The organism is Actinomycetospora aurantiaca, from assembly GCF_037401875.1.
Classification (GTDB): domain Bacteria; phylum Actinomycetota; class Actinomycetes; order Mycobacteriales; family Pseudonocardiaceae; genus Actinomycetospora; species Actinomycetospora aurantiaca.
The window spans coordinates 130,485-150,844 of the sequence record NZ_JBBEGN010000004.1; the positions used below are offsets into that span (position 1 = coordinate 130,485).

21 protein-coding genes are annotated in these 20,360 nt (G+C 74.6%); 3 read left to right on the top strand and 18 right to left on the bottom strand.

Features of this window, described 5'->3' with window-relative positions; translation table 11 throughout:
* Window positions 1–68 precede the first annotated feature (68 nt).
* Together WCD74_RS11020 and guaB are read right to left on the bottom strand one after the other, a co-directional pair.
* Window positions 69–1,205 (bottom strand): GuaB3 family IMP dehydrogenase-related protein, encoded by a 1,137-nt coding sequence (locus WCD74_RS11020; protein WP_337694910.1) that lies wholly within the window; start codon window positions 1,203–1,205, stop codon window positions 69–71.
* Between the two features lie 28 nt (window positions 1,206–1,233).
* Window positions 1,234–2,739 (bottom strand): IMP dehydrogenase, encoded by a 1,506-nt coding sequence (gene guaB, locus WCD74_RS11025; RefSeq protein WP_337694911.1) that lies wholly within the window; start codon window positions 2,737–2,739, stop codon window positions 1,234–1,236.
* A 116-nt stretch (window positions 2,740–2,855) separates the two neighbouring features.
* On the opposite strand from guaB, the gene WCD74_RS11030 reads away from it, so the two are divergent.
* The gene (locus tag WCD74_RS11030; RefSeq protein WP_337694912.1) at window positions 2,856–3,254 is read left to right on the top strand and encodes a DUF5319 domain-containing protein; all 399 of its coding nucleotides are present in this window, start codon (window positions 2,856–2,858) and stop codon (window positions 3,252–3,254) included.
* A gap of 67 nt (window positions 3,255–3,321) precedes the next feature.
* Here the strand turns inward: WCD74_RS11030 and WCD74_RS11035 are convergent, their stop codons facing one another.
* The 3 genes from WCD74_RS11035 to WCD74_RS11045 form a co-directional block, all read right to left on the bottom strand.
* Window positions 3,322–4,191: an anti-sigma-D factor RsdA gene (locus WCD74_RS11035; RefSeq protein WP_337694913.1), complete on the bottom strand. Its 870-nt coding sequence runs from the start codon at window positions 4,189–4,191 to the stop codon at window positions 3,322–3,324.
* Window positions 4,192–4,770 (bottom strand): sigma-70 family RNA polymerase sigma factor, encoded by a 579-nt coding sequence (locus WCD74_RS11040; RefSeq protein ID WP_018330963.1) that lies wholly within the window; start codon window positions 4,768–4,770, stop codon window positions 4,192–4,194.
* Window positions 4,771–5,171: 401 nt separating this feature from the next.
* Entirely contained in the window at window positions 5,172–5,768 is a 597-nt protein-coding gene (locus tag WCD74_RS11045) for a response regulator transcription factor (protein WP_018330962.1), read from the bottom strand.
* A 623-nt stretch (window positions 5,769–6,391) separates the two neighbouring features.
* Between WCD74_RS11045 and WCD74_RS11050 the strand changes: the two genes are divergently transcribed.
* Window positions 6,392–6,691, top strand: coding sequence for a WhiB family transcriptional regulator (locus tag WCD74_RS11050; RefSeq protein ID WP_337694914.1), 300 nt, complete (start codon window positions 6,392–6,394; stop codon window positions 6,689–6,691).
* A 66-nt stretch (window positions 6,692–6,757) separates the two neighbouring features.
* On the opposite strand, the gene groL is transcribed toward WCD74_RS11050, so the two are convergent.
* The 7 genes from groL to glmS all read right to left on the bottom strand — a co-directional run bounded on the left by groL (window position 6,758) and on the right by glmS (window position 15,278).
* On the bottom strand, window positions 6,758–8,386 hold the full coding sequence (gene groL, locus WCD74_RS11055; protein WP_337694915.1) for a chaperonin GroEL: 1,629 nt from the start codon (window positions 8,384–8,386) through the stop codon (window positions 6,758–6,760).
* An 87-nt stretch (window positions 8,387–8,473) separates the two neighbouring features.
* Window positions 8,474–8,770, bottom strand: coding sequence for a co-chaperone GroES (gene groES / locus WCD74_RS11060; protein WP_018330959.1), 297 nt, complete (start codon window positions 8,768–8,770; stop codon window positions 8,474–8,476).
* Between the two features lie 141 nt (window positions 8,771–8,911).
* On the bottom strand, window positions 8,912–9,409 hold the full coding sequence (gene rimI / locus WCD74_RS11065) for a ribosomal protein S18-alanine N-acetyltransferase (protein ID WP_337694916.1): 498 nt from the start codon (window positions 9,407–9,409) through the stop codon (window positions 8,912–8,914).
* Window positions 9,406–10,584, bottom strand: a complete 1,179-nt coding sequence (locus tag WCD74_RS11070; protein WP_337694917.1) for an alpha/beta fold hydrolase — start codon at window positions 10,582–10,584, stop codon at window positions 9,406–9,408. Before WCD74_RS11070 ends, rimI begins: the two co-directional genes overlap by 4 nt.
* A gap of 85 nt (window positions 10,585–10,669) precedes the next feature.
* Complete coding sequence (alr, locus tag WCD74_RS11075) at window positions 10,670–11,800, bottom strand: alanine racemase (RefSeq protein WP_337694918.1); 1,131 nt, start codon at window positions 11,798–11,800, stop codon at window positions 10,670–10,672.
* A complete protein-coding gene (locus WCD74_RS11080) occupies window positions 11,800–13,257 on the bottom strand; it encodes an NAD(P)H-hydrate dehydratase (RefSeq protein WP_337694919.1) in 1,458 nt (485 codons plus the stop codon). The genes alr and WCD74_RS11080 overlap by 1 nt, the downstream gene beginning before the upstream one ends.
* A 155-nt stretch (window positions 13,258–13,412) precedes the next feature.
* Window positions 13,413–15,278, bottom strand: a complete 1,866-nt coding sequence (glmS, locus tag WCD74_RS11085; RefSeq protein WP_337694920.1) for a glutamine--fructose-6-phosphate transaminase (isomerizing) — start codon at window positions 15,276–15,278, stop codon at window positions 13,413–13,415.
* A gap of 115 nt (window positions 15,279–15,393) precedes the next feature.
* Between glmS and WCD74_RS11090 the strand changes: the two genes are divergently transcribed.
* A complete protein-coding gene (locus WCD74_RS11090) occupies window positions 15,394–16,284 on the top strand; it encodes a dienelactone hydrolase family protein (protein ID WP_337694921.1) in 891 nt (296 codons plus the stop codon).
* Here the strand turns inward: WCD74_RS11090 and WCD74_RS11095 are convergent.
* The 6 genes from WCD74_RS11095 to WCD74_RS11120 form a co-directional block, all read right to left on the bottom strand.
* Window positions 16,260–17,126 (bottom strand): WXG100 family type VII secretion target, encoded by an 867-nt coding sequence (locus WCD74_RS11095; protein WP_337694922.1) that lies wholly within the window; start codon window positions 17,124–17,126, stop codon window positions 16,260–16,262. The two genes, WCD74_RS11090 and WCD74_RS11095, sit on opposite strands and share 25 nt — an antisense overlap.
* A gap of 55 nt (window positions 17,127–17,181) precedes the next feature.
* Window positions 17,182–18,549, bottom strand: coding sequence for a phosphoglucosamine mutase (gene glmM, locus WCD74_RS11100; protein WP_337694923.1), 1,368 nt, complete (start codon window positions 18,547–18,549; stop codon window positions 17,182–17,184).
* Window positions 18,549–19,127, bottom strand: a complete 579-nt coding sequence (gene rpsI, locus WCD74_RS11105; protein WP_337694924.1) for a 30S ribosomal protein S9 — start codon at window positions 19,125–19,127, stop codon at window positions 18,549–18,551. The genes glmM and rpsI overlap by 1 nt, the downstream gene beginning before the upstream one ends.
* Window positions 19,124–19,567, bottom strand: a complete 444-nt coding sequence (gene rplM / locus WCD74_RS11110) for a 50S ribosomal protein L13 (RefSeq protein WP_337694925.1) — start codon at window positions 19,565–19,567, stop codon at window positions 19,124–19,126. The genes rpsI and rplM overlap by 4 nt, the downstream gene beginning before the upstream one ends.
* Window positions 19,568–19,742: 175 nt before the next feature.
* Complete coding sequence (locus tag WCD74_RS11115; protein WP_337694926.1) at window positions 19,743–20,027, bottom strand: WXG100 family type VII secretion target; 285 nt, start codon at window positions 20,025–20,027, stop codon at window positions 19,743–19,745.
* Between the two features lie 14 nt (window positions 20,028–20,041).
* Complete coding sequence (locus WCD74_RS11120) at window positions 20,042–20,353, bottom strand: WXG100 family type VII secretion target (RefSeq protein WP_337694927.1); 312 nt, start codon at window positions 20,351–20,353, stop codon at window positions 20,042–20,044.
* Window positions 20,354–20,360 lie beyond the last annotated feature (7 nt).

Below are 20,360 nucleotides of genomic sequence, written 5' to 3' on the forward strand. Positions count from 1 at the left end.
GGCGGTGGGTGCCCACGGCCCGTCTGTCCGACCGATGGGGTCCCTCGCTCAATCCGGGTGGAGCGCCGTCAGCGGCGCACCGACAGCCCGACCCGCTGGAACTCCTTGAGGTCCGAGTAGCCCGTCTTCGCCATCGCCCGTCGGAGCGCGCCGAACAGGTTCACGGTGCCGTCGGCCTGCGGTGCCGGGCCGCGCAGCACCGCCGCGAGGTCGCACCCGCGCTGGGCCACCCCGACGACGGAGGACCGGGGCAGGTTCGGGTGGGCCGCGGCGGAGGTCCAGTACCAGCCGCCGCCCGGGGCCTCGTCCGCGGCGGCGAGCTGCTCGCCGAGCATGATCGCGTCGGCGCCGCAGGCGATCGCCTTGGCCATGTCGCCCGAGGTGGCCATCCCGCCGTCGGCGATGACGTGGACGTAGCGCCCGCCGGTCTCGTCGAGGTAGTCCCGGCGGGCCGCGGCCGCGTCGACCAGCGCCGTCGCCATCGGCACGCCGATCCCGAGCACGTCGTCGGTCGAGGTGGACGCGGACTGCCCGTAGCCGACGATCACGCCCGCCGCGCCGGTGCGCATGAGGTGCATCGCGGTGCGGTAGTCACCCACCCCGCCGGCGACGACGGGGATGTCCAGCGACTCGATGAAGTCCTCGAGGTCGAGCGGCGACTCGCCGTCCTCGGAGTCCGACCCGACGTGCTCCGCCGAGATGATCGTCCCCTGCACCACCAGGATCTCCACACCGGCCGAGAGCAGCGCCGGGGTCAGCTCCCGGGCGTGCTGCGGGCTCACGCGCGCCGCGAGCGTCACGCCCGCCCCGCGTACCTGGTTCAGCGCCTCCGTGACGAGGTCGGGCTGGACGGGCGCCGCGTGCAGACGCTGCAGCTCCACCAGGGCGGCCGCCGGGTCGTCGGCCGCGCGCGCCACGATCTCCGCGAGGGCCTTGTCCGCCTCCGCGTGCCGCGCCCAGATGCCCTCGGCGTTCAGCACGCCGAGCCCGCCGAGCTCGCCGACCCGGATCGCGGTGGCCGGGGAGACCACGGCGTCCGTCGGGTGGGTCAGCAGCGGCAGGTCGAAGCGGTAGGCGTCGAGCTGCCAGGCCGTGGAGACCACCGACGAGGACCGGGTGCGCCGGCTGGGCACGATGTCGAGGTCGTCGAAGGTGTAACTGCGGTGGGCACTGCGGCCCCGGCCGATCTCGACCTGTTCGCGCATGGCGCCCTCTCTGCGGCTCCGACCTGGCTCAGCGACCCCCGTAGTTCGGGGCGACCGCCGTCATCGTCACGTGGTGCGGGTGGGACTCGGCGAGACCGGCCGCGGTGATCCGCACCATGTGCGCGGACTGCAGCTCGACCGTCGTCCGGGACCCCGTGTACCCCATCGCCGCCCGGAGGCCGCCAACCAGCTGGTGGGTGACCTGCGCGAGCGGGCCCCGGAAGGGTACGCGGCCCTCGACGCCCTCGGGCACCAGCTTGTCGTCGGAGAGCACGTCGTCCTGGAAGTAGCGGTCCTTCGAGTACGAGCCCTGCTGCCCGCGGGTCTGCATCGCGCCGAGCGAGCCCATGCCGCGGTAGGCCTTGTACTGCTTGCCGTCGACCAGGACCAGCTCGCCCGGGGTCTCTGCCGTACCCGCCAGCAGCGACCCCAGCATCACCGACGAGGCCCCCGCGGCGATCGCCTTCGCGATGTCGCCGGAGGACTGGAGCCCGCCGTCGCCGATGATGGGCACGCCCGCCGGGCGCGCCGCCGAGTCCGCCTCGGCGATCGCCGTGATCTGGGGCACACCGACGCCGGCGATGATGCGGGTGGTGCAGATCGAGCCCGGCCCGACGCCAACCTTGATGCCGTCGGCCCCGGCGTCGACCAGCGCCTGCGCGCCCGCCCGCGTCGCGACGTTGCCGCCGACGACGTCCACGCGGTCGCCGAGCTCCTGCTTGAGCTTCGCGACCATCGCGGTGACCGCCCGGGAGTGCCCGTGCGCGGTGTCGACGATCAGCACGTCGACCCCGGCGTCGACGAGACCCATCGCGCGGGTCCAGGCGTCGTCACCGACCCCGATGGCCGCGCCGCAGAGCAGCCGGCCGTCCGGGTCCTTCGTCGCCATCGGGTACTGCTCGGTCTTGACGAAGTCCTTGACCGTGATCAGGCCCTGCAGGAAGCCGGCGCCGTCGACCAGCGGCAGCTTCTCGATCTTGCGACGGCGCAGCAGCCCGAGCGCGGCCTCCGCGGTGACCCCGACCTGCGCGGTGACGAGGTCCGACGCCGTCATCACCTCGCGCACCTTGCGGGTGTGGTCCACCTCGAAGCGCATGTCGCGGTTGGTGATGATGCCCACGAGCTTCCCGCCCTCGTCGGTGACGGGGAGCCCGGAGATGCGGAAGCGGGCGCAGAGGGCGTCGACGTCGGCGAGGGTGTCGTCCGGCGAACAGGTGACCGGGTCGGTCACCATCCCCGCCTCGGAGCGCTTCACGACCTCGACCTGGGCCGCCTGCTGCTCGGCCGGGAGGTTGCGGTGCAGCACGCCCATGCCGCCGTGCCGCGCCATCGCGATCGCCATCCGCGCCTCGGTGACGGTGTCCATCGCCGAGCTGACCAGGGGGATCCGCAGGGTGATGTTGCGCGAGAGGCGGGCCGACGTGTCCGCCTCGGAGGGCACCACGTCGGACTCGGCCGGGAGCAGCAGCACGTCGTCGAACGTCAGGCCGAGCAGCCCGAACTTCTCCGGCACGTCGGGGTCCGTCAGCACCATGCCCACGATGCTAGTCGCCCCCGGACAGTGACCCCGGTCTCCGCAGGTCACCCGTCACCCGGTATGCACGGTGGGGACCCGTCGATCGACTAGTCCGGACCGGTAGGTTCGTCACCGTGCCGTACGAAGCCCTGCCGCCCGACCCCTTCGCGGGCGACCCGTCGTCGGACCCCTCCCGCATGCTCGACGCGATCGGCGACTTCCCTGACGTGACCGCGCCGGAGGACCTCCCCCTCGACGAGGAGGAGCGCGAGGAGGTCGTCGCCGACCTCGGGGACCTGGCGGTGTTCCAGGCCCTGCTCGCTCCCCGTGGCATCCGCGGGGTCGTCGTCGACTGCGAGGACTGCGAGGAGCAGCACTTCCACGACTGGGACCTGCTGCGCGCGAGCCTCCAGCAGCTGCTCGAGGAGGGACACATGCGCCCGCACGAGCCCCCGTTCGACCCGGACCCGGCGGCCTACGTGACCTGGGAGTACTGCCGGGGCTACGCGGACGCGACGCTGGCCGAGCAGTAACCGCCCACTCCCACGACGACGAAGGGCCCGGTTCCCCGAGGGGGACCGGGCCCTTCTGTCGTGCGTGTCAGTTACCGGAGGGCGACGGCGCCGGCGGCGTGGTCGTCGTGGCCTCGCGGCCCTGCTCCGGCGTGACGGTGTCCGGCTCGGACGTGCTCCCGTCCGTGCTCGGCACGGAGGCCGTGGTGCTGGCCTCGGCCGGGTCCTGCGGCGCCGGCCGCTGGGGCTTCGGCCGCGTGCCGGACTCCTCGCCCGGCGCCTGCTGCGCCGGCTCGCTGGTGCCCGTCGAGGGCGTCGGCCCGGTCGCGGCGGGGTCCAGGGACTTGAGCGCGTCCTGGCGCTGCTGCACGAGGGCCGGCTGGTCCTCGGGCTGCACGGCCTGGATCTGGGTCCCCGCGCTCTGCAGCAGCGACTGGGCGGTCGCCCGGTCACCCCGCGCGATCGCGTTGTTCGCCTCGACGATGGTGGCGCGGGCCTGCTCGGCCTTGGCGACGTTGTCGGCGTGCTGGGAGAAGAAGACCTTGGTCAGGCCGAACATCGCGTCGCCGGGCTGCGCGGAGTGGACCGCGACCGTGAAGCCGGACAGCGCGACCGCGATGGCGGCCGCCGCCACGGCGAACGGCATGCGGCGCCGGGCACGGCTGGCGCGACGGTCCCGGGCGGCGTGCCCGGCCTCGACCGCCTCGGCGGCCTCGTCGAGCGAGACCAGCTCCGGCATGGGCTCGGCCTCGATGTCGGCCTTCCACGCGGCGAGGATCGCGGCCAGATGGTCGTCGTCCTGCCCGGGACGACCGAAGACGTCGCCCGCGTCCACACCGCCGCTGACCGTTCCGCCGGCGATCGCGTCGAGCAGGGCGTCGTCGGCTCGGACGGCGGCGAGGTCCACCGGCCCGTCGACCAGATCGTCACCCGCACCGAACGCGCGGTGACCACCCACCTAACTCACCTCTTCCGAGATCGCGGACACGGCGGTCCGCAGCTTCGACAGTGCGCGGTGCTGAGCCACCCGGACCGCTCCGGGTGTGGATTCGACCGCTTCCGCGGTTTCCTCCGCCGAGAGACCAACGACGACACGCAGCACGAGGATTTCCCTCTGTTTGGGGGGCAGCGTGTCGAGCAGTTGACCCATCTGGACGGACAGAGCACCGTTCATCGCGCGCTGCTCCGGACCGTCGTACGGGTCCAGCTCCTCGGGCAGCTCGGAGACGGGTTCGGATCGGTTCCGCGCCACCGAGCGATGGGCGTCGACCACCTTGTGCGCCGCGATCCCGTAGACGAAGGCGAGGAACGGACGGCCCTGGTCCCGGTAGCCGGGCAGTGCGGTCAGCACGGCGAGGCACACCTCCTGGGCCACGTCGTCGGCCGAGACCGACGACCGTTCCTGCCGGCCGATCCTCGCGCGGCAGTAGCGCACGACGAGCGGTCGGATGATCGCGAGGACACGATTGAGAGCCGAGCGGTCGCCGTCGTTCGCGGCGGCCACCAGCCTCTCGAGGTCGTTCCCTGACTCGGTCATCGCTCCCCGTGGCCCCGGCGTTACGCGCGGCGGTGTGACCCGCAGGTCCACCTCGGTCCGACGGGCCACCTCCTCCGCGGAGGCGGTGTGTGCGGTGCCGTCCCACGGAGCCGGTGACCCGGAGGGGTCACCGTACCGTCCCCCCGGACGGACCGCGCCATGTCCTGCCGTCGGGTTCCCCCGATCCGGCACGCGCCAACGATCGGCCGCGCGATGGGAGGCACGAGGAGTGCCGATCGCCGGAGTCGGGACGTCGTCCGGGTGCGGCGGCGGCACCCCGGGCGGCAGCGGCGAGCCCACGGGCGGGCTCTGCGGCGGGCCCGACGCGGGCGGGGTGGGGTACGCCCCGGGACCCGCTCCGGCTCCTGGCCGGCCGGGCTGGACGGGGCGGGGCCGCGCGGTCAGGAGACCAGACCCCGGCGGAAGCCGTGCGCCACGGCCTGCGCGCGGTCACGGACGCCCAGCTTGCGGAACAGCCGGCGGGCGTGGGTCTTCACCGTGTCCTCGGACAGGTAGAGCTCGCGGCCGATCTGGCCGTTGCTCTTGCCCTGGGCCATCCCCCGCAGGACCTGCAGCTCCCGCTCGGTGAGCTGCACCCCGGTGTCGGAGGGCGTGCGCGGCGCGGGCACCGAGGTGCTGGCGAGGGTGTGCGCGAGCGCGGCCACGAGCTCGGGCCGCGAGGCGTCCCACCGGAGGTATCCGCGCGCACCGCCGGCGATGGCGGCGGCGATGCTGCCCGAGTCGTCCGGCGCGCCGAAGACGATGACGTTCGCCTGGGGGTGCGCGGCCACGAGCCGGCGGGTCGCCTCGACCCCGGTCGGCACGGCGCGCTGGGTCCCCACGAGGACGACGTCGACGCTCTGCCGGGAGAAGCGGGTGAGCAGCTCGTCGCCGTGGGCGACGCAGTCGATGCGGTGGACGCCCGGCACGGCCGACATGACGCGGGTCAGTCCCTCACGCACGCTGCGGCGGTCGTCGCAGATCAGGACCGTGGTCACGGAAGTTCCTCCCTGCAGCGTTCCTGCAGTCGCTTGGCGGGCACTACCGGTCATCGGCGCGACGCCGCCCCGGCTTGAGTCGGATCCGCGGTTTTCCCGCGCCGGATCGACGACCGGTGCCATGCCTGCTCCTCACACGGTGGTGCTGCGGCGGCCGGACGCCCGGCCGCGTCGCGCGACGTGGCAAGCACCGTCCGTCCCCCTCCTGTCCAACGGAACCGGGCCCGCCCGGTCACGGCCGACCCTGCACCCCCGCGGTCGCGCCCACCACCCACACGGAGCACCGACCACGGAGTGCTCAAGGGATGATCACGGATGGTGGTCGTTTCGGCAAGTCTTGTCACGCAGGGGATTCGGTGACCGGTGTTCTCGGCGCGCCGTGTCGCGCATCCGGACGACCGACACTCGGTCGCGCGAGATGGACCCGGCTCACAACCGAACGTCTTGTCCACCGCCGTGCGCCGGTCATAGGGTCGGGTGCACGGTCGCCCTGCGCGCGGCCGCCGGCACGGACGGTGACCATCGCCCGCGCCCGCCCCGCGTGGTGGGGTGACGTCGGGGCATGCAGAGCAGCGGGCCCCACGCCGGGCCACCACCGACGTCAGGACGAGGAGGTGGTCGAGATGGCCGACGTCCGTCGACTCCCCGGCCCCAACGCCGATCTCTGGGACTGGCAGCTGCACGCCGCGTGCCGTGGCATGGACAGTGCGTTCTTCTTCCACCCCGACGGCGAGCGCGGGCCGGCCCGTGCGAGCCGCGAGCGCCGCGCGAAGGCGGTGTGCGAGAGCTGCCCGGTGATGGAGCCGTGCCGCCGGCACGCGCTCGCCGCGGGCGAGCCCTACGGCATCTGGGGCGGACTCTCGGAGTCCGAACGGACCGGCTCCCGCTCGCGGGGCCGGGTGCAGGACGTCGTCATCCGCTGAGGACGCCGACACACGACGGGCCCGGCCGCTGCGCAGCGACCGGGCCCGACGTCCGTCCGGGGTGGATCAGTGCCCGTGGCCGTGCCCGTGGCCGTGGCCACCGGCGGCGTCGGGGGCCTCCTCCTCGGGCTTGTCGACGATCGCGGACTCGGTCGTGAGGACCATGCGCGCGATCGACACCGCGTTCTCCAGCGCGGAGCGGGTGACCTTCACCGGGTCGATGATCCCGGCGGCCATCAGGTCGCCGTAGGTCTCGGCCGCGGCGTCGTAGCCCGTGCCCCACCCGCCGTCGGCAACCTTCGCGGCGACGACGGAGCCCTCGAGGCCGGCGTTGAACGCGATGGCCTTGAGCGGCGCCGAGAGGGCCCGGCGGACCAGGGCGACGCCCGTGGCCTCGTCACCGGTGCGGCCCAGACCGCCCTCGAGCTCCGCGGAGGCGTGCAGCAGCGCCGCACCCCCGCCGGGGACGATGCCCTCCTCGACCGCGGCCCGGGTCGCCGCCACCGCGTCCTCGATGCGGTGCTTGCGCTCCTTGAGCTCGGTCTCGGTGGCCGCCCCGACCTTGATGACCGCGACGCCGCCGGCCAGCTTGGCCAGCCGCTCCTGCAGCTTCTCGCGGTCCCAGTCGGAGTCGGTCTCCTCGATCTCCCGCCGGATCTGCTGCACCCGGCCCTCGACGGCGGCCCTGTCGCCGCCGCCCTCGACCAGCGTGGTGGCGTCCTTGGTGACCACGGCGCGCCGGACGGTGCCGAGCGCGTCGAGGCCGGCCTCGGAGAGCTTGAGCCCGATCTCGGGGTTGATCACCGTGGCGCCGGTGGCGGCCGCGAGGTCGTCGAGGAAGGCCTTGCGGCGGTCCCCGAAGAACGGCGCCTTGACCGCGCAGATCCGCAGGGTCTTGCGGATGGCGTTGACGACGACGGTCGAGAGCGCCTCGCCCTCGAGGTCCTCGGCGATCACCAGCAGCGGCTTGCCGGACTCCACGACCTTCTCCAGCAGCGGCAGGAGGTCGGAGATCGAGCTGATCTTCTCGCGGTGCAGCAGGACGTGGGCGTCCTCGAGGACGGCCTCCATCGACTCGCCGTCGGTGACGAAGTACGGCGAGAGGTAGCCCTTGTCGAACTGCAGGCCCTCGGTGACCTCGAGCTCGGTGGCGAGCGTCGAGGCCTCCTCGATGGTGATGACCCCGTCCTCACCGACCTTCTCCATGGCCTCGCCGATGAGGTCGCCGATCTCCTGGTCGCGCGAGGCGACCGCGCCGACCGAGGCGATGCCCCGCCGGCCGTCCACCGGGGTGGACCGCGTGCGTAGGACCTCGGTGACCTTCTCCGCGGCGGCGGCCATGCCGGCGCCGAGGGCGGTCGGGTTGGCGCCCGCCGCGAGGTTGCGCAGGCCCTCGCTCACGAGCGCCTGGGCGAGCACCGTGGCCGTCGTCGTGCCGTCACCGGCGACGTCGTTGGTCTTGGTGGCCGCGGTCTTGGCGAGCTGCACGCCGAGGTTCTCGAACGGGTCGTCGAGGTCGATCTCGCGGGCGATGGTGACGCCGTCGTTGGTGATCGTCGGCCCACCGAACTTCTTGTCCAGCACGACGTGGCGCCCCCGCGGACCGAGGGTCACCTTCACCGCCGCCGCCAGCTGGTCCACGCCGCGCTCGAGGGCGCGACGGGCGTTCTCGTCGAACGTGATCTGCTTGGGCACTACCGGTCCTTTCGTGCTCCGGACATGCGACCGCCCCGGGACCCCGGACTCTCGGGATCACCGGGGCGGTGGCACTGCCTGCGGTGCTTAGTTGACGACCGCGAGGACGTCGCGCGAGGACAGGATCAGGTAGTCCTCGCCGTTGTACTTGACCTCGGTGCCGCCGTACTTCGAGAAGATGACGACGTCGCCGACCGCGACGTCGAGCGGGATGCGGTTGCCGTTGTCGTCGACCCGGCCCGGACCCACCGCGAGGACCTTGCCCTCCTGCGGCTTCTCCTTCGCGGTGTCCGGGATGACGATGCCGGACGCGGTCGTGGTCTCGGCCTCGGAAGCCTGCACCACGAGCTTGTCCTCGAGCGGCTTGATGTTCACGCTCGCCACGGGATGACCTCCACGATCAGGGGTCCAGCTTGGTTTCTGGATGGTGGGTGACGACCCCGGGGTGACCGACCCGCCGTCGCGGGTGCCGGGCCGGCTCCGGTGCCGTTCGGTTGGCACTCTACCGCCGCGAGTGCCAATCCATCAACGAGGGTCGGAGGGGTGCGTCGGGGCCGCGCGGCGCATCGTGTGGGCGTCCGCCCCGCTCGCGTAGTAGCGCCGCCGCAGGCCCACGACCTCGAAGCCCTCGGAGCGGTAGAGCGCCACCGCCGGCGCGTTGTCGGTGCGCACCTCGAGGTAGGTGACCGCGCCGATCGCGTCCGCCCGGCCGAGCAGCGCGCGCAGCAGGCGGCGCCCCGTCCCGTGGCCCTGGTACGCCGGATCCACCCCGATCGTGTGCACCTCGGCCTCCGCCGGCTCCCGCGAGAACGCCGGGGCGGGCAGCAGCGCGACCCCGGCGTAGCCGACGAGCCGGCCCCCCGACCGGGCGGCGTAGTAGGGGTGCCCGGCGTGCAGCTCGGCCCGGAACGCGGCGGCGCTCCACGGGTCGTCGCCGGGGAAGAGCAGGGCCTCCAGCCGCGCGCAGTCCGCGGCGTCGTCCGGCGTCAGGGCGTCGAGGACGATCCCCGGCGCGTCGCTCACGCCCGGCGTCGGGGCCGGCGCAGCCGCGAGCGGCGGGCGCCCGACTCCGCGCCCGGCGGCCGCAGGCGGCGCAGGACCTGGCTGCGGTGGGTGCACCGGCGCAGCAGCTCCAGCAGCGCGGCGTCGAACTCGCCGGGCTGCTCGAGCATGGCCATGTGGCCCGCGCCCTCCAGCGGCAGCAGCTCCGCCCGGGGCAGCTCGGCGGCGATCACCTCGGAGTGGGCGTACGGGATCATCAGGTCCTCGGTCCCCGCCGCCACCAGCACCTCGCACTGCGACAGGCCGCGCAGGGCGGCCTTGCGGTCGTGGGTGGAGAGGGTGTTCGCGAACGACGTCAGGACGTCCAGCGCCGTGGCGGCGATCGTCCGGTCGACCAGGTCGACCAGCGCGGGCTCGACGTCGGGATCGCCGAAGGCCATCCGGCGCACCGCGGCCCACATGGCGTTCCCGCCCAGGCGTCGGATGCGGTCCACGGTCTCGGGGCGCCAGTGCGCGAGCCGGCCGACCACGTTGACCGCCGGGTTGCGGTGCGAGAGCACCGCCCGCTGCAGGCCGACCGTCCCCACGTCCCCGGCGGAGGTGCTCACCAGCGCGACGCCGAGCACCCGGTCGCGGAACAGGGCCGGGTGCCGCTCGGCCAGCGCCATGATCGTCATGCCGCCCATGGAGTGGCCCACCAGCACCAGGTCGCCCTCCGGGGCGACCGTGCGGATGACCGCGTCCAGGTCCGCGCCGAGCTGCGCGATCGTGCACGCGCGGGCCGAGCACTGGCCGGACCGGCCGTGGCGGCGCTGGTCGTAGAGCACCACCCGGACGGCGGGGTCGGTGAGCTCCGCGAGCATGCGCCGCTGGAAGTGCCAGCAGCGCCGGTCCAGCGCGAAGCCGTGCACCAGGACGACGGTGAGCTCGGGCTCCACGCCCGGGGTCACCGGCTCGATCTCCTCGACCGCGAGCCGGGTCCCGTCGTCGGCGGCCACCGAGGACTCCCGACCGCGCGGCAGCAGCCCGAGCTGCGAGGGGTGCTCGGACTCGGACTCCTCGAGCTCGGCCCGGGCGCGGACCACGCGGGACCGGGCGCGCCCGGCGCCGACGGCGCCCGCCGCGGCGGCGCCGCCCAGCACCGTCCCGGCGATCGCCCCGAGGATCCCGCCGGTGTGCCGTCGGTCCTCACTCACGGGTCGTCGCTCCGGGGCGGGTCGCACGCACCGTCGTCATGACAGGCTTCTACCACGTCCGCGCCCGGTTCACCCTCTTCGTCGTTCAGCCCACCGTCGTCCGCCGCAGGCGTGGCCGGCACCCGACCCCGGTGACCACCTCGTAGTGGATGGTGCCCAGCAGGTCCGCCCACTCGGTCGCGGTCGGCCCGCCGTCGGCGCCGTCGCCGAACAGGACGACCTCGTCGCCCTCGACGACGCCGTGGCCGGTGCCGGTCGGGCCGAGGTCGACGACGACCTGGTCCATGCACACCCGCCCGACGACGGGCCGGCGGCGGCCCGCGATGCCCACCGTGAACCGCCCGGTCGACCCGAGCAGCCGCGGCACCCCGTCGGCGTAGCCCACCGGGACCAGGGCGAGGTCCCGGTCGGTCGGCGTGGTCCAGATGTGCCCGTAGGAGACGCCCTCGCCCGCGGCCACCGACTTGACCAGCGCGACGCGGGCGCGCAGCGACATCGCGGGCCGCAGGTGGACGCCGCCGCCGACCGGGTCGAGGCCGTAGACCGCGATCCCGGGCCGGACGAGGTCGCGGTGCAGGTCGGGACGCGTCAGGGTGGCCGCGGAGTTCGCGAGGTGGGCGAGCAGCGGTCGCCCGAGACGGGTGGTCGCCGCGGCGTGCGCGTGGTCGAACCGATCGGTCTGCACGTCGATCGTCGGGTGCGCGGGCGCGTCGGCGTGGGCGAAGTGCGTCCACACCGCGACCGGGTCGACCTCGCCGGCCCCGGCGTGTCCGGCGACCGCCTCGAGGAGGTCGCCCCACGCGTGCGGCGGGCAGCCGTTGCGCGAGAGCCCGGTGTCGATCTTGAGGTGGATCCGGGCGGGTCGGCCCGCGGCGCGGGCGCCGGCGGCCACCGCGGCGAGGTCGCGGCGGGAGGCCACGCCCAGGTCGATCCCGGTCGCCACCGCGCCGGAGAAGTCCTCCTCGGGCAGGTGCAGCCACGACAGGACGGGGGCGGTGATCCCCGCGGTCCGCAGTTCGGCCGCCTCCTCGAGCGTGCACACCCCCAGCCAGCGCGCGCCGGCGTCCAGCGCGGTCCGGGCGACGTCGACGGCCCCGTGGCCGTACCCGTCGGCCTTGACCACGGCCATGACGGCGGCGTCGTCGCCGAGCAGGGCCAGGTGGCGCACGTTGTGGCGGATGGCGTCCAGGTCGATGCGGACCTCTGCACGCGGCATCACGCGGCCTCCCGCACCGAGCGGATGGCCTCGGGCAGGGCCGCCTGGACGTGGGAGGCGGGAACGGGGCTGCCCCCCGACCCGATCTCGGCGGCGCGGGCGTGGACGAACGCCGCGCAGCCGGCCGCTTCCAGCGGGTCGAGACCGGCGGCGAGCAGGGCGCCCGCGACGCCGGAGAGGACGTCGCCCGATCCCGCCGTCGCGAGCCAGGACGACCCCGCCGGGTGCACGAGGACGCGACCGTCCGGGGTGGCCACGACGGTGGCGTTGCCCTTGAGCAGCACCGTCACGCCGAGCTCGGCCGCGGCGCGGCGGGCGGACGCGACCCGGTCGACGGCGGGGTCCGGCGGGTCGTCGAGCGAGGCCACGAGGCGGGCGAACTCCCCGGCGTGGGGGGTGACCAGGGTCGTGGTGGCCGCGGCCCGGGCGCGCAGGTCGGCGTCCGCGCCGAGCAGGGTGATCGCGTCCGCGTCGGCGAGCACCGGGACCCCGGCGTCGAGGACGTGGCGCAGGGTCGCGGCGCCGGCGTCGTCCGTTCCGAGCCCCGGCCCGACCGCCCAGGCCTGCACGCGCCCGGCGTCGCCGACCCGGTCGGTGGCGACGACCTCGGGCCAGGCCGCGCGGACCTCGTCGGCGGCGGTGCCGGCGTAGCGGACCATGCCGCTGGTCGCCAGGGCGGCGGCGCCGCTCGCGAGCACGGCCGCGCCCGGGTAGGTGGCGCTGCCGGCCGCGATCCCGACGACGCCCTGGGTGTACTTGTCGTCGGTCGGTCCGGGGACGGGCCAGCGGGCGCCGACGTCGGCCGCGTCGAGGACCCGCACCGTCGGCTCGGGCAGCTCGGGACCCAGACCGATGTCGACGAGCGTCACCGCGCCGCAGCGGCCCCGGTCCAGGACGTGCACCGGCTTGCGGGCACCGAAGGTGACCGTCTCCGTGGCCGCGACCGCCTCCCCGTGGACCACGCCGGTGAGCGGGTCGACCCCGGACGGGGTGTCGATCGCGAGGACCGGGGAGCGCACCGCGCCGACGAGCAGCGGAGCGGGGTCGCGCAGACCGCCGCGCGCGGAGGTGCCCACGATCGCGTCGAGGACGAGGTCGGCCCGGCCGACCGCGACGACCGCCGGCTCGACCTCGGAGAGCACCCGGGCGCGCGCCGCCCGCAGCGCCGCGAGCCCGGCCGGGTGGGCGCGGTCCGGAGCCAGCAGGACCGCGGTCACCGCGACCCCCCGCCGGCGCAGCTCCACCCCGGCCCACAGCCCGTCGCCGCCGTTGTTCCCCGCGCCGACCAGCACCACGACCCGGCGTCCGACGACCCCGCCCGTGTGCTCGACGAGCATCCGCAGCGCCACCCGGGCGGCCCCGTACGCGGCACGCCGCATGAGCGCACCCTCGGGCGTGCGGGCCAGCACCGGTTCCTCGGCGGCCTGCACCTGCTCGGGCGTCCAGACGCCGTACAAGGTGCCTCCTTCGTCGGCACGTGAGCACTAGTGGCTGCTATGGCAGCGAAAAGTGCTCACATGAGCCACAGCACATGATGACCGGGGACGTGCTGCCGGTGTGAGCACTTTTCGGTGCTATAGCACCCACTAGTGCTCACGAGGGCGCAGCGCACCTATTCGACCGTCACCGACTTCGCCAGGTTGCGCGGCTTGTCGACGTCGTACCCGCGGGCCCGGGCCACCTCGGCGGAGAACACCTGCAACGGGATCGTCGCCACCAGCGGCTGGATGAGCGTCGGGACGACCGGCACCTCGATCAGCGTGCTCGCGAACGGCCGGACGGTCTCGTCCCCGCGCTCCGCGACGACGATCGTGCGGGCGCCCCGCGCCTGGATCTCGCGGATGTTCGAGAGCAGCTTCGCGTGCAGCGTCGCGCGGCCCCGCGGCGAGGGCATCACGACGACGACGGGCAGGTCCTGCTCGATCAACGCGATCGGGCCGTGCTTGAGCTCGCCCGCGGCGAAGCCCTCGGCGTGCATGTACGCCAGCTCCTTGAGCTTCAGCGCACCCTCGAGCGCCACCGGGTAGCCCACGTGCCGGCCGAGGAAGAGCACCGCCTTGGAGTCCGCCAGCTCGCGCGCCAGCGCCCGCGTCGGCTCCACCGCGGAGGCCAGCACCTTCTTGACGGCGTCGGCCGAGGCGACCAGCTGGTGGTACTCGCGCTCGACCTCGTCGGCGTACTTCGTCCCGCGGTTCTGCGCGAGCGCGAGACCCACGAGGTAGCAGGCGACGACCTGGCTGGTGAACGTCTTCGTCGCCGCGACCCCGACCTCCGGTCCGGCGTGCGTGTAGAGCACCGCGTCCGACTCGCGCGGGATCTGGGCGCCGTTGGTGTTGCAGATCGCGAGCACGCGGGCCTTCTGCTCGCGGGCGTGCCGGACCGCCTCCAGGGTGTCCGCGGTCTCGCCGGACTGCGAGATCGCGACGACGAGCGTGGACCGGTCGAGCACCGGGTCGCGGTAGCGGAACTCGCTCGCGACCTCGACCTCGACCGGGATGCGGCACCAGTGCTCGATCGCGTACTTCGCGAGCAGGCCCGCGTGGTAGGCCGTCCCGCAGGCGACCACGAACACCTTGTCGATGTCGCGCAGCTCCTGGTCGGACAGGCGCTGCTCGTCCAGCACGATCCGGCCGTCGACGAGGTGGCCGCGCAGCGTGTCCGCGAGCGCCGCGGGCTGCTCCTCGATCTCCTTCGACATGAAGAAGTCGTGGCCGCCCTTCTCGGCGGCGGCGATGTCCCAGTCCACGTGGAAGGGCCGCGTCGGGGCGAGGTCCCCGTGGAAGTCGGTGACGACCGCACCCTCGCGGGTCAACGTGACGATCTGGTCCTGGCCGAGCTCGACCGCGTCGCGGGTGTGGTCGATGAACGCCGCCACGTCGGAGGCCACGAACGTCTCGCCGTCGCCGATCCCGACGACCAGCGGCGACGACCGCCGGGCCGCGACGATCTCGTCGGGCCGCTGCGCGTCCGTGAACACCAGCGTGAACGCGCCCTCGAGGCGGTTGACCACCCGGCGGACCGCCGCGGTGAACCCGGCGGCCGGGTCGTCGTCGAGCGCCCGCGCCACGAGGTGCGCCGCGACCTCGGTGTCGGTGTCGCTGGCGAGCTCCACGCCCGCGTCCTCGAGCTCGGCGCGCAGCGCGGCGAAGTTCTCGATGATGCCGTTGTGGATCACCGCGACCCGGCCGGTGGTGTCGCGGTGCGGGTGCGCGTTCCGGTCGGTCGGCGCGCCGTGCGTGGCCCACCGGGTGTGCCCCGTCCCGGTGCGGGCGACGGTGTCGGTCTCCGGGTGCGCGTCCGTCACGCGGACCAGGTTGTCCAGCGGACCGGCCGCCCGGTGCACCTCCACCGCGCCCGTCCCCGGGGTCACCGTCGCGATGCCCGCCGAGTCGTACCCGCGGTACTCCAGTCGCCGCAGACCGCCCAGCAGGACGTCGCGTGCCGGGCGCCAGCCCACGTATCCCACGATGCCGCACACGGGCTCCCAGCCTAGGTGGGCCGAAGTGGACCTTGGTCGGTGCCCACGTGACCCACCCGTCAGGAGCGTGTTCCAGCAGGCCGTGCGGGGTGCCGATGCACTACGGTCCGGCGCCATGGCCAGCGCGAAGCAGATCGTCGCCGAGCTCGGGCGTCCGGGCCCGCACCAGGTCCTGCGGGGGGAGCTCGCGCTGGTCGGCCTGCCGGGTGTGGTCTTCACCCCGACCTCGGGGGAGCTGCTGCCCGCGGTCGCGTTCGGCCACGACTGGCTGAACCCCGCCTCGCGCTACCTCGGCCTGCTGCGCCATCTCGCGTCGTGGGGGATCGTCGCCGCCGCCCCCGACACCGAGCGGGGCCCGTTCGCGTCGCACCGGCGCCTGGCGAACGACCTGCGTACCGCGCTCGACGTCGTCTCCTCAGTGCGGCTGGGCGGCACGGCCCGCGGCGCCGCGGTCAGCGTCGACCCCCGCCGCCTGGCGCTGGCCGGGCACGGGATGGGTGCGGGAGCCGCCGTGCTCGCCGCGGCCGCCCCGGCACACACGACGCGCGTCCAGGCCGCCGGCGAGCCCTACTGGGAGTCCGGCTCGGAGATCGCCGAGAACCGCGGGCACGTGCAGGCGGTCGCGACGATCGCGCTGTCCGAGTCGCGCCCGTCGGCCCAGGACGCCGCCCGCGCGGTCCACCTGCCGGGCCTGCACGTCGCGTTCGGCAAGGACCTGGTGGCCCCGCCCGCCGCCGGCACGGAGCCGGTCGCGGCGGCGTGGGCCGGACCGTCGGTGATGCGGACGGTCAAGAAGGCCAGCCACCTCGGCGTCGTCGAGGGCAAGCACTGGAGCGACCTGGTGCTCGACGGCAAGGCGGACCTGGGCGTCCTCACGACGGTGAAGGCCCTGCTCACCGGGTTCCTCCTCCACCACCTCACCGGCGAGAAGAAGTACGCGGACGTGATCGACGGTGCGGTCAAGGGCACCGACGTGCGGGTCTACCGGGAGTCGTCGACCGTCTGAGCCCCGCCGTCCTCGGGCTCGTCGAGCTCGTCGGGCTCACCGTCGGGATCGTCGAGCCCCAGCCCGCCCAGGGCGGCGAGGATCTCCGGGAGCGCGAGCAGGTCGGCCGGGAGCCCGGGCGACGGGTCGGGCGCGGGCCCGGTGCCCGAGAGCCGGCGGAGCACCGCGAGACGTTCCGCGAGCTCGCGCCAGGTCTCGGCGATCGCGGCGTCGGTGTGGTCGGCCACCGCCAGGTAGCGCGCCAGCCGGACGTCCAGGGCGCTCGCCCAGGCGTGGGCCGCGGCGGGCATCGCGCCCGGTCCCGGGGGCGGGCCGGGGTCGGCGGCCGCGAGCGCCCGGGCGGCTGCGGCCCGGTCGGTCACGTCGTCGGCCACGGCGAGTCCGGCCGCCTCGACGGTCTCCGCGGTCTCGGCCAGCATCGTGACGATCTCCTGCGCGGCCCGCCCGAGCGCGACGACCCGGTCGGCGACCTCGTCGGCCGACGGCCCGGACCAGCGCTCCCACAGCCCGCCCGCCTCCTCGGCGAGCGCGCGGTGCCGGGCGCGGATGCGGTCCGCGGCCCGCCGCAGGTCCTCCGCGCCCGCGGCGATCGCCGCGAAGCGGATACCGCGCTGGGCCTCGTGCCGGGCACGCAGCCCCGCCGCGTCGACCGGCGGCGCCGCGAGACCGGCGGTCCCGGCGAGCGCCAGCCGCGCCGGGAGCGCGCCGGTGACGTGGGCGATCCCGGCGTCCCCGGAGGCGAGCAGGGCGTCCGAGGTGTCCGCCCCGAGCTCGGCGAGCCGGCGCGGCGGCGGCACCGCGGACAACGCTCCGCCGCGTCGCCCGCCGTCGCGCCGTGTCACGCGTCTCAGCGTCCCCCACGGCGCCCGGCGGATCCACACCGGCCCCCAGGTGCTCCTACGCGCGCACCCCGGCCACGAGCTCCGCGAGCCGGTCGGCCACGCCGCGGGCCGTGTCCTCCGTCGGGGCCTCGACCATCACGCGTACCACCTGCTCCGTGCCCGAGGGCCGCAGCAGCACTCGACCTCGTCCGGCGAGCGCCGTCTCCTCGGCCGCGACCGCCGCCGCGACCTCGTCGGAGGACTGCACCGCGCCCTTGTCGGTCACCGGCACGTTGACCAGGACCTGGGGCAGGCGCTCCACCACGGCGGCGAGCTCGCCGAGCGGGCGTCCGGTGACCGTCATCCGCGCCATGAGGCGCAGCGCGGTCAGCAGGCCGTCGCCGGTGGTGGCGTGCGAGGGCAGGACGACGTGGCCGGACTGCTCGCCGCCCAGGGAGAACGCGCCCGCGCGCAGCTCCTCGAGCACGTAGCGGTCGCCCACCGCGGTGGTGCGCACCCGGATTCCGGCGGCCTCCATGGCCAGGTGCAGGCCGAGGTTGCTCATCACGGTGGCCACGAGGGTGTCGGCGGCCAGCTCGCCGTCGGCGTGCAGGGCCAGCGCGAGGACCGCGAGGATCTGGTCGCCGTCGATCACGGTGCCGTCCGCCGCGACCGCGAGGCACCGGTCGGCGTCGCCGTCGTGGGCGATGCCGAGGTCGGCGCCGTGGTCGACGACGGCCTTGCACAGCCCGTCCAGGTGGGTGGACCCGACGCCGTCGTTGATGTTCCAGCCGTCCGGGTCGGCGGCGAGCGTGGTCACCCGGGCGCCCGCGCGCTCGTAGGCCTGCGGTGCGGCCAGCGAGGCCGCGCCGTGCGCGCAGTCGACGACGACGTGCAGGCCGTCCAGCGGATGCGGGGTGGCCACGAGGAGGTGGTCGAGGTAGCGGTCGAGCGCGTCGGGCACGTCGGTGACGCGCCCGATCCCGAGGCCGGTGGGCCGACGGTCGGCGGCCACGACCTCCCCGAGGTGCGCCTCGATCTCGTCCTCGAGGGCGTCGGGCAGCTTGTGCCCGCCGGCCGCGAACAACTTGATGCCGTTGTCGGGCATCGGGTTGTGCGACGCCGAGATCATCACGCCCAGGTCGGCGTCCATGGTCGCGGTGAGGTACGCGACGGCCGGCGTGGGCAGGACGCCCAGGCGACGGACGTCCGCCCCCGCGGCGGAGAGGCCCGCGCAGACCGCGGCCTCCAGCATCTCGCCGCTCGCCCGCGGGTCACGGCCGACGACCGCCACGGGCCGGGCGCCACCGTCGCCGGACGCACCGCCGCCCGCGTGCTCGACGAGCACACGGGCGGCGGCGGACGCGACGGAGAGCGCCAGCTCGGGCGACAGGTCGGCGTTCGCGAGGCCGCGGACGCCGTCGGTCCCGAACAGGCGACCCATCAGCGCTTCGAGTACTGCGGGGCCTTCCGGGCCTTCTTGAGGCCGTACTTCTTGCGCTCCTTGGCCCGGGCGTCCCGGGTGAGGAAGCCGGCCTTCTTGAGGCCGGGGCGGTCCTCCGGGTCGACCAGGGTCAGCGCCCGGGCGATGGCCAGGCGCAGCGCGCCGGCCTGGCCCGACGTCCCGCCACCGTGGAGGTTGGCGAAGATGTCGAACTGCTCGGTGCGCTCGGTCGACACGAGCGGCTCGCGGATGAGCTGCTGGTGGACCTTGTTCGGGAAGTACTCCTCGAACGCCTTGCCGTTCATCGTCAGCTTGCCCGAGCCGGGCACCAGGCGGACGCGGACCACGGCCTCCTTGCGGCGGCCGACGGTCTGGATCGGGCGGTCGATCGTGGCGAACACCGGGGCCGGGGCGTCGCCGAAGACCTCGGCGCCCAGCTCGTCGGTCTCGCCGTCGGTGGCGAAGTCGCCGGAGGTCAGGTCCGCGGCCGCGGCGAGCGACTGCCCGCCCTCCGGAGCCTCGGAGGTGACCTCGTAGTCGGTCTCGGTCTCGACGTTCGGGTCGTCGGGGGTGGTCACTGGCTCACCTGTCGGATCTCGTACGGCACGGGCTGCTGGGCGGCGTGCGGGTGCTCGGGGCCCGCGTAGACCTTGAGCTTCGACGCCATGGCGCGGCCCAGACGGTTCTTGGGGAGCATCCCCTTGACGGCCTTCTCGACGAGGCGGTCGGGGAAGCGCTCGAGCTCCTCGCCCACGGTGCGCTTCTTCAGCCCGCCGGGGAAGCCGCTGTGGTGGTAGACGAAGCGGTCGTCCCGCTTGCCGCCGGTCAGGGCGACCTTCTCCGCGTTCACGATCACCACGAAGTCACCGGTGTCGACGTGCGGGGCGTAGGTCGGCTTGTGCTTGCCCCGCAGCAGCTGGGCGGTCTGGCTGGCCAGCCGGCCGAGCACGACGTCGGAGGCGTCGATGACGTGCCAGGCGCGGTCGATGTCGCCGGGCTTCGGACTGAACGTGCGCACGGAAGCTACCTCGTCACGGTCATACTGGGTCTGCGGTACGTCAGGTCGGTGACACAGGCGCGGAGGCCGGTCCCGCCGGACGGGTTCCACGCTGCATCTCCTCGCGGCGAACGGTCACCGCGCAACGACTGTCCAGCGTACGCGGCCCCTGCCCGGAGCCCGCCACCCACCCCCGTCAGTAGCGGGCGGCGTTGCGGTGCTCCACGGCCCGGTAGGTCTGCTCGGCCTGGCCGAGCCGCCCGCCGATCGCCCCCAGGACCTGCGCGAGGTCCGCCCACGCGGCGTCGATCTCGCGCTGGCGGGCCTGGTACTGCTCGGCGGCCGCACCAGTCCACCCCGCGGTGAGCGGCGCGAGGCGACGCTGCAGGTCGTCGAGCTGGCCCCGGATGCGCGTCGCGGTGGCGGTCACGTTCTGCTGGGCGGCGGAGAGCTCGCCGAAGGTCACGCGGATCTCGTTCACGGTGGTCCTCCCCCTCAGCCCAGGGCCTGGCCGATGCGCGAGGTCGAGCTCGCGACCTCGTCCTCGGCGGCACGGTAGGTGGCCCCGGACGCCGTGACCGACTCGGCGATCGCGCCGAGCGCGGCGTTGATGCGGTGGGCGTCGTCGTTCCAGCGGGCCATCAGCTGCGTGAAGGCCGTCGACGCGTCCCCGCGCCACGTCGCCTCCAGCGGCACCAGCTGGCCGCGCAGCTGGGCGAGCTGCGCCGCGATCTGGTCGCGCACCTCGAGGACGTGCTGCCCCGCTCCCTGCATCAGCTGCGTCTCGGTCCCGAACTGTCCTGTCACTTCCTGC

Bases quoted from the DNA above. Each gene is read 5' to 3' on its own strand.
- WCD74_RS11020 (WP_337694910.1), bottom strand. From the start codon at position 1,205: ATGCGCGAACAGGTCGAGATCGGCCGGGGCCGCAGTGCCCACCGCAGT.
- WCD74_RS11050 (WP_337694914.1), top strand. From the start codon at position 6,392: ATGGCCGACGTCCGTCGACTCCCCGGCCCCAACGCCGATCTCTGGGAC.
- WCD74_RS11090 (WP_337694921.1), top strand. From the start codon at position 15,394: ATGGCCAGCGCGAAGCAGATCGTCGCCGAGCTCGGGCGTCCGGGCCCG.
- alr (WP_337694918.1), bottom strand. From the start codon at position 11,800: ATGCCGCGTGCAGAGGTCCGCATCGACCTGGACGCCATCCGCCACAAC.
- guaB (WP_337694911.1), bottom strand. From the start codon at position 2,739: ATGGTGCTGACGGACCCCGACGTGCCGGAGAAGTTCGGGCTGCTCGGC.
- glmM (WP_337694923.1), bottom strand. From the start codon at position 18,549: ATGGGTCGCCTGTTCGGGACCGACGGCGTCCGCGGCCTCGCGAACGCC.
- WCD74_RS11040 (WP_018330963.1), bottom strand. From the start codon at position 4,770: ATGACCGAGTCAGGGAACGACCTCGAGAGGCTGGTGGCCGCCGCGAAC.